10 protein-coding genes are annotated in these 12,689 nt (G+C 67.1%); 1 reads left to right on the plus strand and 9 read right to left on the minus strand.

Translation table 11 applies throughout. The features are described 5' to 3' along the window. Positions 1-42 precede the first annotated feature (42 nt). The 5 genes from Q9R30_RS04165 to Q9R30_RS04185 all read right to left on the minus strand — a co-directional run bounded on the left by Q9R30_RS04165 (position 43) and on the right by Q9R30_RS04185 (position 6,361). The gene (locus Q9R30_RS04165) at positions 43-480 is read right to left on the minus strand and encodes a nuclear transport factor 2 family protein (RefSeq protein WP_311216863.1); all 438 of its coding nucleotides are present in this window, start codon (positions 478-480) and stop codon (positions 43-45) included. Positions 481-495: 15 nt separating this feature from the next. Next, positions 496-2,307 (minus strand): biotin carboxylase N-terminal domain-containing protein, encoded by a 1,812-nt coding sequence (locus Q9R30_RS04170; RefSeq protein WP_311216864.1) that lies wholly within the window; start codon positions 2,305-2,307, stop codon positions 496-498. A gap of 154 nt (positions 2,308-2,461) precedes the next feature. Next, a complete protein-coding gene (locus Q9R30_RS04175; protein WP_104997281.1) occupies positions 2,462-3,106 on the minus strand; it encodes a nucleoside triphosphate pyrophosphatase in 645 nt (214 codons plus the stop codon). 9 nt (positions 3,107-3,115) lie between these two features. Continuing rightward, entirely contained in the window at positions 3,116-5,638 is a 2,523-nt protein-coding gene (locus Q9R30_RS04180) for an MMPL family transporter (RefSeq protein ID WP_311216865.1), read from the minus strand. A gap of 18 nt (positions 5,639-5,656) precedes the next feature. Next, entirely contained in the window at positions 5,657-6,361 is a 705-nt protein-coding gene (locus Q9R30_RS04185) for a TetR/AcrR family transcriptional regulator (protein ID WP_311216866.1), read from the minus strand. A gap of 164 nt (positions 6,362-6,525) precedes the next feature. Between Q9R30_RS04185 and Q9R30_RS04190 the strand changes: the two genes are divergently transcribed. Next, positions 6,526-7,089: a hypothetical protein gene (locus tag Q9R30_RS04190; protein ID WP_311216867.1), complete on the plus strand. Its 564-nt coding sequence runs from the start codon at positions 6,526-6,528 to the stop codon at positions 7,087-7,089. A 105-nt stretch (positions 7,090-7,194) separates the two neighbouring features. Here the strand turns inward: Q9R30_RS04190 and Q9R30_RS04195 are convergent, their stop codons facing one another. The 4 genes from Q9R30_RS04195 to Q9R30_RS04210 form a co-directional block, all read right to left on the minus strand. Further along, on the minus strand, positions 7,195-8,640 hold the full coding sequence (locus Q9R30_RS04195; protein ID WP_311216868.1) for a dicarboxylate/amino acid:cation symporter: 1,446 nt from the start codon (positions 8,638-8,640) through the stop codon (positions 7,195-7,197). A 272-nt stretch (positions 8,641-8,912) separates the two neighbouring features. After that, entirely contained in the window at positions 8,913-10,598 is a 1,686-nt protein-coding gene (locus Q9R30_RS04200) for a DUF885 domain-containing protein (RefSeq protein ID WP_311216869.1), read from the minus strand. 44 nt (positions 10,599-10,642) lie between these two features. Beyond that, positions 10,643-10,888, minus strand: coding sequence for an acyl-CoA carboxylase subunit epsilon (locus Q9R30_RS04205; protein WP_311216870.1), 246 nt, complete (start codon positions 10,886-10,888; stop codon positions 10,643-10,645). Then, the gene (locus Q9R30_RS04210) at positions 10,885-12,468 is read right to left on the minus strand and encodes an acyl-CoA carboxylase subunit beta (protein ID WP_104997287.1); all 1,584 of its coding nucleotides are present in this window, start codon (positions 12,466-12,468) and stop codon (positions 10,885-10,887) included. Before Q9R30_RS04210 ends, Q9R30_RS04205 begins: the two co-directional genes overlap by 4 nt. Positions 12,469-12,689: the final 221 nt, after the last annotated feature.

The following is a 12,689-nucleotide window of genomic DNA, read 5'->3' on the forward strand; positions in this document are numbered from 1 at the left end:
TAAGTGTGCCGGTTGGGACACCGGCCTGTCAGCAAGGCGTCCTCAGCTGGCGGGCTGGGTAAGGGAGCGGCGCGACTGCGGCCGCGCGGCGGGATCCGCGTGCCGGTGCACGAGCTTCCAGTAGCCTTCCTCGCGCCGGAAGATGCTGGTGACCCGGAGTGCGAATTCCTCCGCGGTGGCGGCACCGTCCAGGCGTGCCCGGAAATGTTCGGTCTCCACGAGGTAGGCGGTGTCCCGGGCGGTGTAGGAGGAGATGGTGTCGAATCCGAGCATCTGCCCGTCCTGGAACTGCCGGGCAGCCTGGTCCAGCCGGGCCTCAACCTGCGCCCAGCCGCGGGCTATGCCGCCGAACGGGTTGGCCAGGGTGACGTCGTCGAGCCGCGAATAGAGTTCCTTGATGGGGCCGGGGTTGCCCTGCGTGATTTCGGGGACGGCAAGGTGGTAGCGGTCCACTTCTTCCTGGAAGCTGGGTGCGAGCATGGGTGCCTCCGGCGCTTAGTCTTCGATGATGGCAATGACAGCGCCGGCAGACACTGTTTCGCCGGATGAGGCTTGGAGCCCGATGATGGTTCCGGAACGGTGCGCAGTCAGCGGCTGCTCCATCTTCATCGCCTCGAGGACCACCACCAGGTCTCCCTCGGTCACAACGTCGCCGTTCGCGACGGCGACCTTCACGATGGTGCCCTGCATGGGGGAGGTGAGGGCGTTGCCGGTGGCGGCAGCCGGGCCGCCGGAGCGTGAACGCTTCTTCGATTTGGCGGGCTTGGCTGCGGTTGCCGCCCCTCCCGTTCCCGGGGAACCGAGGGAGGCGGGCAGGACCACCTCGAGCCGCTTGCCGCCCACTTCCACCACCACGCGCTGGCGCTCTTCGGCGCCGCCGGTGTCAGCAGCGCCGTCGGGCGTCCAGGCCGGAAGATTGTTGACGAACTCTGTCTCGATCCAGCGGGTGTGGACCTTGAACGGTCCCTCGGCCGGGGCGAATGCGGGATCGGAAACCACCGCGAGGTCGAACGGGATGACGGTGGGAATGCCCTCCACCACCATTTCCTCCAGGGCGCGGCGGGCCCGCTGCAGGGCCTGGGGCCGGCTGGCTCCCGTCACGATCAGCTTGGAGAGCATGGAGTCGAAGTTGCCGCTGATCTCGTCACCCTGTTCGATGCCCGAGTCGACGCGGACTCCGGGCCCGGTGGGATTCTTCAGCACGCGCACGGTGCCGGGAGCCGGCATGAAGTTCCGGCCCGGGTCCTCACCCGTGATGCGGAACTCGATGGAGTGGCCGCGCACCTCGGGGTCGCCGTAGCCGAGCTCTTCGCCACGGGCCAGCCGGAACTGCTCGCGCACCAGGTCGATGCCGGTGACTTCCTCGGAAACGCAGTGCTCCACCTGCAGGCGGGTGTTGACTTCCAGGAAGGAGATGGTGCCGTCCTGCCCCACGAGGAATTCACAGGTGCCGGCGCCCAGGTAGCCTGCCTCCTTGAGGATGGCCTTGGAAGATTCGTAGAGGCGCCGGTTCTGGTCCTCGGTCAGGAACGGGGCGGGGGCTTCCTCCACCAGTTTCTGGTTGCGGCGCTGCAGTGAGCAGTCGCGGGTGGAGACCACCACAACGTTGCCGTGGGCGTCCGCCAGGCACTGGGTTTCCACGTGCCGGGGGGCGTCCAGGAAGCGCTCGATGAAGCATTCCCCGCGGCCGAAGGCGGCGGTGGCTTCGCGGACGGCCGATTCGTACAGTTCGGGGATCTCTTCCCTGGTCCGGGCCACCTTAATGCCGCGGCCGCCGCCGCCGAAGGCGGCCTTGATGGCCACCGGCAGGCCGTACTGGTCCACGAAGTCGAGGATCTCCTCGGCCGACTGAACGGGGTCTGCGGTGCCGGGAACCTGGGGGGCGCCCACTTTTTCTGCGATGTGCCGGGCCTGGACCTTGTCGCCGAGGGCAGAGATGGCTTCCGGGGAAGGGCCGATCCACGTAATGCCGGCGTCGATCACTCGCGCAGCGAACTGGGCGTTTTCGGCAAGGAAGCCGTAGCCCGGGTGGATGGCGTCGGCACCGGACTGGAGGGCGGCGTCGATGATTTTGTCCATCACCAGGTAGGACTCGGCAGCGGTGTTCCCGCCTAAGGCATAGGCCTCGTCAGCGAGGCGGACGTGCAGGGCGTCACGGTCCGGGTCCGCGTAGACGGCCACGGACGCGATGCCCTCGTCACGTGCGGCGCGAATGATGCGGACGGCAATTTCACCGCGGTTGGCGATCAGCACCTTCGTGAGGGTCGACTGCGTGGTTCCTGCGGATTGCTCCAAATTTGCTGACAAGGCGTCTCCTTCTTTCCTTCAGGGAGCCTAGCGCGGTTTTGAGGGTTCCGCCGATATTACTTGCGGAATCCGCGTGTAAACGCTCCAGCCTTTGTAGGGAAGCTACAAGACGCTACGAAATGCGGCGCTTTTTCCGCCCCGGCCGGGGCTCCGGTCAGGCGGGCCAGAGGTCGGTGATGCGCACGTTCGCCGAGGCCAGCAGGTCCCGGAGGGTGGAGACGGAAAGCCCGACGACGGTGTGCGGGTCGCCGTCGACCTTCCGGATGAACGCCCCGCCCAGGCCGTCGATGGTGAAGGACCCGGCGCAGTGCAGCGGCTCGCCGGTGGCGATGTAGGCGTCGATCTCGGCCGGTTCCATCTCCAGGAAGGAGACCGCGGCGGAGGCAACCGTCCCCAAAGTGGCGCCCGAACCCTGTTCCCCGCCGTCGTCGTCCGGCTCGGTGTCCCGGCAGTCCACCAGCCAGTGGCCCGTGTGCAGGACCCCCGTATTGCCGCTCATCCGCAGCATGCGCTCACGGGCCACGGCTGCGGTATACGGCTTGCCGTGCGCCTCGCCGTCAAACTCGAAGACGGAATCGCAGCCCAGGACCAGGGCCCCTTCTGCTTCCGGGAGGGCCGCCACGGCTTCGGCCTTCGCCCGGGCAAGGAGCAGTGCGGTGTCATGGGGGTCGGTAACGCCGTACCGGGCCTGGACGGCGTCCTCGTCCACGTCTGAGACCAGGACGGTGTGGCGGATGCCGGCCTCGGCCAGGAGCTTGGTGCGGGCGGGGGACTGGGAGGCGAGAATCAGGCGGGGCACAGTTCCAGCCTAGTGGACCAGTTCTCCGGCCGCCCGTGCGGCCTCGGGCCGGCTGAGCTTGGCGCCCTCCACGTCCACATCCGGCAGGATCCGGTCCAGCCAGCGGGGGAGCCACCAGGACTTTTCGCCCAGCAGGTACATCACGGCCGGAACGATGGTCATGCGCACCACGAAGGCGTCCAGGAGCACGCCGAACGCCATCGCGAAGCCCAGCGGCCGGACCATGGTGAGGTGGCTGAAGATGAAGCCGGCGAACACGCTGACCATGATGATCGCGGCGGCGGCCACCACGGCGGCCGCGTGGCGGAAGCCCACCCGGACCGCTTCCTTGGCGGTGGAACCGTGCATGTAGGCCTCGCGCATCCCGGAGGCGATGAACACCTGGTAGTCCATGGCCAGGCCGAACAGCACGCCGATCAGGATGATGGGCAGGGAGCTCAGCACGGCGCCGGGGTTGGCGACGTCGAACACCCCGCCGAGCCAGCCCCACTGGTAGACAGCCACCACCGCACCGAAGGCCGCGGCGAGCGAGAGGAGGAACCCGCCGGTTGCCAGCAGCGGCACAACGATGGAGCGGAACACCAGCAGGAGCAGGACCAGGGAAAGCCCGACGACGATTGCCAGGTAGGGCGGCAGGGCGTCACCCAGCTTGGTGGAGACGTCGATGTTGCCGGCGGTCTGGCCGGTCAGGCCCATGGCGACCCCGTGCTCGGCCTGGATGTCGTCATTCAGGCCGCGAAGCTCCGAGACGACCCGGACGGTGCTGGCGCTCGCCGGGCCTTCCCCGGGGATGACCTGGAATACCGCGGTGCGTCGGTCCTCGCTGAGCGCCACGGGCACGGCGGCCACCACGTTGTCCACGGCACGGAGCTTGTCGGCGACGTCGTATTGCAGGGTCTGTGCCTGGGCTTCATCGAGGCCGGCCGGGAACTCGCCCACGGCGACGATGGGGCCGGTGACGCCTTCTCCGAAGCTCCGCGCGGTCAGGTCGTAGGCCTGGTAGGCCTCGGAGTCCACCGGCTCCGAGCCGCCGTCGGGCAGTGCAAGCTGCAGCTGGGTGGCCGGCAGCGCGAGGGTGCCAAGGAGGAGCACCCCCGCCAGGAGCGCCAGGATCGGGTGCCGGGTGACCAGGCCGCCCCAGCCGTGCGTGCTGCGTTCCCGGTCCTTGGCCTCATCGGCTGCTTCATGGCCGGGTTCGGCGTTGTGGGCAGCGGCTTTGGCCCAGGCCCGCCGGGAGATGATGCGGCGTCCGATCAAGGACAGCATGGCCGGAGTAAGGGTGATGGCCACCAGCACGGCCACGGCCACGGTGCCGGCCGCAGCCAGGCCCATCACGGCGAGGAACGGCAGCCCGGGCACCACCAGGGCGGCAAGGGCGATGATCACGGTCAGGCCGGCGAAGACCACCGCATTGCCGGACGTGCCGGTTGCCCGGGCCACGGACTCCTCCGGATCCATGCCGGCGAGCAGCTGGGTCCGGTGCCGGTTCACGATGAACAGGGAATAGTCGATGCCCACAGCCAGGCCCAGCATGAGGGCCAGCATGGGTGAAATGGAGCTCATGTCGAACAGTCCGGACAGGGCGAACGTGATGCCTAGCCCGATGCCGACACCCACGATGGCCATCAGCAGCGGCAGCCCGGCGGCAACCAGGGTGCCCAGCATGAGGATCAGGACCAGGGCCGCGACGGCGATGCCAATGACCTCGGCGGCGCCGAAGAGTTCCGAGATGTCCTCGGTGATCTCCTTGCTGGCATAGGCGGTCACGCTGGCAGCGGACGTTTCGTGGGCGATGTCCTGGACCTGCTGGCGGACCTCCGGGCTGAGGCCGTTGATGGAGGTGTTGAACTGCACCTGCGCCACTGCGGCGCGGCCGTCCTCCGACACGAAGCGGATGGCGGACGCTGCCTCTGCCTGGCGCTTGCCAAGGCTGAGCTTTGCCTTGCCCGCTTCCAGTTCCCGGGTGCCGGCTTCGAGCCGGGCCTGTCCCTCGGCAAGGACTGCCTTTTGCTGGCCGAGCCGGGCCTCGATCAGGGCAGCCGGGGCGCCCGCGGCGGCCAGCTGCTGTTCCGCTGCGGCGAGCTGTCCCTGCCCGGCTTCAAGCTGGGCACGGGAGGCGTCCAGCTGCGCCTGGCCTGCGGCAAGCTGCTGTTCGCCGTCCGTGATGGCCTGGCCGGCCCGGTCCACCTGGGCCTGGGTGGCAAAGGGGTCCACGGTGCCGCGGACACCCTGCACGGTCTTGAGCTTCTCCAGGGCCTCCGAGACGGCCGCGCGGCTCCCGGCGGTGAAACCGCCGTCGGGCGCTTCAAAGACGATGGTGGCGGTGCCTCCGGACGCCGAGGGAAGCTCTTCCTTCAGCTTGTCCGCGATCCGCTGCGTCTCAGTGCCCGGAATCTGGAAGTTGTTGGACAGTGTGCCGTGGAAGGCTGCGGCTGAACCGCCCACGGCCACCAGGGCGGCAAGCCAGAGCGAGATGACCAGCCAGCGCCGGCGGTAGGAGAATTTGCCCAGGCGGTACAGGAACAGTGCCATGCGAGGAAGCCGATCTGATCAGGAGGAACGGGTGGCGGAAGAGGATGGGGCAGGTGCACGGCCTGTGGTGAAGCCTGAGCCGAGCAGTGCCATGGCGTCGATCAGCAGTTGCCGCAGCTCGGCCAGGGATGCCGGCGAGAGGTCCGCGCCGCGGCGGGCAAACCAGACCTCCATTGCCGCCTTGCCGCACGAGATGACGGAACCGGCCAAGGCGCGGAGGTAGAGCTCGTTTTCGGCGCCCGGCGTGGCGGCAGCCCGGCTGCGGGCCACGGCGGTGATCTGTTCCCGGCAGTGGTCCCAGGCTTCCAGTTCGGAGTGGGACATAAGTGTGCTCTGCTGGGTCAGGGTGAAGAGTTCTGCCAGCGGGGCCACTGTCATGGGGTCCGCCAGCGCCATCAGTGCCTCCTGCGCCGACTGCAGGATGGGCTCCTCCGCGGTCCGGAGTTTGAACTGCTGTATCGCGTTGTCCAGGAAGCCATGGGTGATGGAGGCCAGTGCGGCGTCGGTGCTGCCGAAGTAGTTGAAGAACGTCCGGCGTGAAATCCCGGCGGCGTCTGCGATGTCCTCAACCGTGAAGTTTCCAGGGCCCTTGCTTCGCAGGAGGCCCAGCGCGGCGTCGGTGATGGCCTGGCGGGTGGCTGCTTTGTTGAGCTCGCGGCGCGAAGGTGCGGCCGGTGGCGGGACGGAGGTTCCCTGTTGGGCAGATGCGGCAGGAAGGGTCACCCGTTTACACTATGTGCAACTTTGCACTCTGCGCAACTTATTTTCACAGGAGAATGAAAGGTTCCGAACAGGCCCCGCATTACCTGCTGCCCAATCCTGGAAGTGTCCCGAAAGGGACAAATCATCAGCAGCCGTCACCAGGCGGCGGATCCAGGAGACACGTAATGTCACGCACAAAGAAAATGACCCTTGGCCTGTCAGCTACGGCGCTGGCCCTTGCTGCCGGTATCGGCGTTGCCGGCGTCGCCTCAGCCACCACTACACCCGCTCCCATACCCGGTGCCGGCTCCAGTGCGTCCCCGGACGGGAGCACCGGCACCGCTCCCGGCGGAGGCATGGGCAAGCACGGCCGGGGCGGCGAGCGGGGCGCAGTCCAGGCATCCGCGCTCGCCGGGAAGCTGGGTGTCGACGAAGCCAAGGTGGCCGAAGCGCTCCAGGCCTTCCGCGAAGCCAACAAGCCTCCCACGCCGCCTGCGGAGGGGGAGAGGCCGGACCCCGCCGCCCGCGACGCCGCCCTTGCGAAGTCACTGGCGGAGTCGTTGGGCATCGAGGAGGCCAAGGTCACTGCTGCACTGGAGGAGCTCCGCGCGGAGAAGCAGGCTGCGAAGGCTGCGGCCTTCAAGGCGAGGTTGGACCAGGCGGTCACGGACGGAAAGCTGACGCAGGCCGAGGCCGACGCTGTGACCAAGGCGGTGGCGAACGGCATTATCGGCGGCGGCGGTCACTGACGCGGTCATGACGCCGATTCGGCCAGCCGCCTAACGCAGTAGAAGTTCCCGGGAAGGTCTCCCGGGAACTTCTACTGTTTTGTTGCAGTGGGTGAGCAGAGGTTCCTAGGCCTTCGCGCCCGCCAGTTCACGCGATGCGGTGTCCGTGGAGGTTCCGTCGGACGGGGCATCGGTATCAGTGCCGGCAACGGAATCATCCACGAAGGGTGTGCCGTTGCGGGGAGCGTTGTACAGCTGCTCGTCGAGGATGCCCTGGCGCTTGGCCACGATGGTGGGGACGAGTGCCTGACCGGCCACGTTCACTGCGGTGCGGCCCATGTCCAGGATGGGATCGATGGCCAGGAGGAGCCCGACGCCGGCCAGCGGCAGCCCCAGCGTTGACAACGTCAGCGTGAGCATCACCACGGCGCCGGTGGTTCCCGCGGTGGCAGCAGAACCGAGGACGGATACCAGGGCGATCAGCAGGTACTGGCTGAAGTCCAGCTGGATGCCGAAGAACTGGGCCACGAAAATTGCGGAGATGGCGGGGTAGATGGCGGCGCAGCCGTCCATCTTGGTGGTGGCGCCCAGCGGAACGGCGAAGGAGGCGTAAGCGCGGGGAACGCCCAGGCTTCGTTCGGTGACGCGCTGGGTCAGGGGCAGGGTTCCCACGGAGGAGCGGGAGACGAAGGCCAGCTGGACGGCAGGCCACACGCCCGAGAAGTACTGCTTGACGGAGAGGCCGTGGGTGCGGACCAGGATGGGGTAGACCGCGAAGAGCACCAGGGCAAGGCCCACGTAGATGGCGAAGGTGAACTTGCCGAGGGACCCGATGGTGTCCCAACCGTAGACAGCCACCGCGTTGCCGATCAGGCCCACGGTGCCCAGGGGTGCGATGCGGATGATCCACCAGAGCACCTTTTGGATGACGGCCAATGCGGAGGCGTTCAGGGCCAGGAACGGTTCGGCAGCCTTCCCCACCTTCAGCGCCGCAACACCGACGGCGATGGCAATCACCAGGATCTGGAGCACGTTGAAGCTGACCGAGGTGGTGACGGCGCCGGACTCGGCAACGGTGGAGCTGGCGCCCAGTCCCAGGAAGTTCTTGGGGAACAGGCCAACCAGGAAGGCCCACCAGTCACCGGACTTGCCGGAGTACTTGGCTTCCTGGGTGATGCCGGTGTTGGCGCCGGGCTGCAGGAGGACACCCAGCCCGATGCCGATCAGTACGGCGATCAGCGACGTAATGGCGAACCACAACAGGGTGTTCCAGGCCAGCTTCGCGGCATTGGACACCTGGCGAAGGTTGGAAATGGAGCTGACCACCGCGGTGAAGATCAGGGGTACGACTGCGGTCTGCAGCAGTGACACATAGCTGGAGCCGATGGTCTGCAGCGTGGCGCCGAGGCCGTTCGGGGCTGCCTTGGTGCTGCCGGTGTACTTGGCCAGCAGGCCGAGGCCCAGCCCCACGATGAGGGCGGCGATGATCTGGACGCCGAACGAGCCGGCCCACTTGGGCAGCTGGAAGCCGGTCTTCCCGGCGGGGGAGGGGGTGCTTGTCTGAGTGCTCACCCGAACACGCTAAAGCCAGCGCGAATACCACGGCGAACGAACATTGAGAAATATTACGCGGCCCAAGATTCTGCCGGAGCCGATATTCCCCGAGAAATCAAGGTTGCACAGCGGCCATGTTACTTATTCCCGCCCCGGGTGTGGTTAACATCTCGCGCGATACAGTAAAAGGCCCGACGTGGGTGCCTTCCGGCAGCTTGCGTCAAAGCGACGAAGGAGCAGCAAGCAGAGGAAGGCACCCTCGGCGGGCCGGGGCGACTGCGGAGCCAGAGCTAGGAAAGCAGCGCACGCCTCAGGGTGTCCAGTCCTACGGAGCCGATGTTCAAAGCCCTTGTGTGGAACTCTTTGAGGTCGAACCCGGGCCGGGCTTCGAGTTCGGCGCGGATCTGCTCCCACAGGCGCTGGCCAACTTTGTAGGAGGGCGCCTGGCCGGGCCAGCCCAGGTAGCGGGTGAACTCGAAATTCAGCTGGCCTTCGCTGATGGGCAGGTTCGCCTTCAGGAATTCATATCCCTTGTCCGGGGTCCAGGTGCCGGAGCCCCAGCGTTCCGGCATCTCCAGCTCAAGGTGGACGCCGATGTCGAACACCACGCGGGCGGCCCGCATCCGCTGCATGTCCAGCATGCCCATGTGGTCGCCGGGATCGCTCAAGTATCCGAGTTCCTGCATCAGCTTCTCGGCATACAGGGCCCAGCCTTCGCCGTGGCCCGAGGTCCAGCAGACATTGCGCCGCCACTTGTTCAGCAGCTCGCGGCGGTAGGTGGCGGTGGCCACCTGGAGGTGGTGGCCCGGGACGCCCTCGTGGTAGACCGTGGTGGTCTCGGCCCAGGTGGTGAACGTGTCCTCACCGGCGGGGACGGACCACCACATGCGGCCCGGGCGGCTGAAGTCATCGGACGGGCCGGTGTAGTAGATGCCGCCCTCGTCGGTGGGGGCGATGAGGCATTCCAGCTTCTTCATGACGTCGGGGATGTCGAAGTGGACGCCGGCGAGCCCGGCCACGGCTTTGTCGGAGAGTTCCTGCATCCACTGCTGCAGCGCGTCCTTTCCCTTCAGCTGGCGGGCGGGATCGTTGTTCAGGATCTCCTTGGCCTCGGCGATGGTGGCGCCGTCCTTGATGGTGTGGGCCACCTGTTCCTGCTGGGCGATGAGCCGGTCCAGCTCCTCCACGCCCCATGCGTAGGTCTCTTCGAGGTCCACGGTGGCACCGAGGAAGGACCGGGAGGCGAGGGCGTAACGCGCCCGGCCCACGGCATCCTTTTCGGGTGCTGCCGGCAGCAGCTCTGCGCGGAGGAAGTCCGCCAGCCCGGCGTAGGCTGCCCGGGCGGCGGCCGCACCGGCGTCGAGCTCTTCCCGGATGGCTGCGGGCAGCGGCCCGGCGGCAGTGGCCGCCCCGGCCGCCAGCTTCGCGAAGAAGCCATCCTCCGCGGCGTACTTCGTCACCTGCTCAATGACGACCTTCACCTGGCGCGCGGCGGCCACCCGGCCGGCGTCCTTCGCCTGCCGCAGGGATTCGGTGTACCCGGCAATTGCGCCGGGGACGTTGGACGCGCGGCCGGCAATGTGCCGCCAGTCCTGCTCCGTCTCCGTGGGCATGAGGTCGAAGATCGCCCGGATGTCCTGGGCAGGGGAGGCAATGTTGTTCAGGTCGGCGTAATCCCATCCCGAGGCGTGGATCAGCAGCTGCAGCCCCAGCCGCTCCCGCATGGCGTCCAGGGTGACCGCGTCAACGTCGTCCTCCGGCTCGAGGCCTTCGAGGTCGACCAGGGCCTTCCGGGCAGCCTCCGCGAATTCGGCGATGCCTGCCGGGGAGAAGTCCTGGTATTCGGTTTCGTGTCCGGCAAGGCCAAGGGTGGTGGCGAAGGATGGATTGAGCCTTATGAGCGTCTCGGTGTAGTCATCTGCGACGGCGTCAATCCGGGTGTGCGGGCGGGCGGCAGGAGAAGTGTCTGTAGTCACACTCCGAGACTAGCGCCTCCGAATGTGGGAGCCGGCGGGGAGGATCAGCCGCGGCTGCGTTTCCATGCTCCGGGGCCGGGGGCGGGCTCCAGCCTCAGCTGCTGGCGGCGGACCCAGTGCCGCACCGGCGGATTCTCGGTCTCAGCCTGTTCCGCGCCGCCCAGGGAAAGTACGACGGCGGTCAGCGCCGCCAGTTCCTCGGCGGTGGGCTGCCCTTTGACGACAGACAGCAGGGGCTCAGCGGGTGCCTGGGTTTCGCCAGCCTCGGCCGCCGGCTTTTCCGCGTTCACAGCGGGATGTTCCCATGCTTCTTGGCGGGGAGGCTGGCGCGCTTGTCACGCAGGGCGCGCAGGCCCTTGATGATCTGCAGCCGGGTCTCGGACGGGGCGATGACGGCGTCAACGTAGCCGAGCTCCGCTGCCTGGTAGGGGTTGAGGAGCTCTTCCTCGTACTGCCGGATGACCTCGGCGCGCCGCGCTTCGACGTCGCCGCCCGCCTCCGCAACGGCCGCAAGATCGCGGCGGTACAGGATGTTGACGGCACCCTGTGCACCCATTACGCCGATCTGGGCGGTGGGCCAGGCCAGGTTGAGGTCGGCGCCGAGCTTCTTGGAGCCCATTACGATGTAGGCGCCGCCGTAGGCCTTGCGGGTGATGACGGTGAGCTTGGGAACGGTCGCCTCCGCGTAGGCATAGAGGAGCTTGGCGCCGCGGCGGATGATGCCCTGGAACTCCTGGTCCTTGCCGGGCAGGAAGCCGGGAACGTCCACCAGGGTAATGATGGGGATGTTGAACGCGTCGCAGTGGCGGACGAACCGGGCAGCCTTTTCCGAGGCGGCGATGTCCAGGGTGCCGGCGAACTGCAGGGGCTGGTTGGCGACGATGCCCACCGTATGGCCCTCCACCCGGCCGTACCCGATCATCACGTTCGGCGCGTAGAGGGCCTGCATCTCCAGGAAGTGGCCGTCATCCACGATCTGCTCAACCACGGCACGCATGTCATAGGGCTGGTTGGCGGAATCGGGGACCAGCGCGTCCAGGGCGAGGTCGTCGTCGTCGAGCTCCAGTTCCTGCGTGTGCTCCAGGACGGGTGCCTCTGAGAGGTTGTTGGACGGCAGGAAGTCCAGCAGTTCGCGGACGAACTCGATCGCGTCCGCTTCGTCCGAGGCAAGGTAGGTGGAGGTTCCTGTGGTGGCATTGTGCTGCCGGGCTCCGCCGAGGGTTTCCATGTCAACGTCCTCCCCGGTGACGGTCTTAATGACGTCCGGTCCGGTGATGAACATGTGGGAGGTCTTGTCCACCATCACCACGTAGTCGGTGAGGGCAGGGGAGTAGGCGGCGCCGCCTGCCGACGGGCCCATGATGAGCGAAATTTGGGGGACCACGCCGGACGCGTGGACGTTGTTGCGGAAGATGTCCGCGAACATGGCCAGCGAGGCAACGCCCTCCTGGATTCGTGCTCCGCCGCCGTCCAGGATGCCCACAACGGGGCAGCCGTTGCGCAGCGCAAACTCCTGCACCTTGACGATCTTTTCGCCGTTGACCTGGCTCAGGGACCCGCCGTAGACCGAGAAGTCCTGGCTGTACACGGCCACCAGGCGACCGTCCACGGTGCCGTATCCGGAAACCAGTCCATCGCCGAGCGGCTTCTTCTTCTCCATGCCGAACGCGGTGGAGCGGTGGACGGCCAGGGCGTCGAATTCGACGAAGGAGTCCTCGTCGAGGAGGAGGGCGATGCGCTCCCGGGCGGTGTTCTTGCCGCGGGCATGCTGTTTCTCGATTGCCTCAGGGCCGGAGGGCTGTTCGGCACGCGCCTGGCGGTCGCGGAAATCGGCGATCTTTCCCGCTGTCGTTGTCAGATCGTGGCTCATCAAGTATCTCCGGCTCTGTAGCAGATTGATTCTGTGGTGCTGTGAATGCTGGCGGGCTGTGGCGCTGCAGTTAAGTAGCTTCCACACAAAAGGCGAACCCTGCTGGCAAGTCTAGTGACGCTTCCGGCGGCTGCGGCTGTAGGGAACCTACAATTTTCTGCGCCGTCGTCAGCAGCAGCGCCATGTTACTTGCCGGTAACTTAGTTGGGTTACAGTGGTGC

The organism is Arthrobacter sp. AB6 (assembly GCF_031844545.1).
GTDB lineage: Bacteria > Actinomycetota > Actinomycetes > Actinomycetales > Micrococcaceae > Arthrobacter.

Excerpts from the sequence above, each read along its gene's own strand:
- Q9R30_RS04180 (WP_311216865.1), bottom strand. The coding sequence starts at position 5,638 with ATGGCACTGTTCCTGTACCGCCTGGGCAAATTCTCCTACCGCCGGCGC.
- Q9R30_RS04210 (WP_104997287.1), bottom strand. The coding sequence starts at position 12,468 with ATGAGCCACGATCTGACAACGACAGCGGGAAAGATCGCCGATTTCCGC.
- Q9R30_RS04165 (WP_311216863.1), bottom strand. The coding sequence starts at position 480 with ATGCTCGCACCCAGCTTCCAGGAAGAAGTGGACCGCTACCACCTTGCC.
- Q9R30_RS04190 (WP_311216867.1), top strand. The coding sequence starts at position 6,526 with ATGTCACGCACAAAGAAAATGACCCTTGGCCTGTCAGCTACGGCGCTG.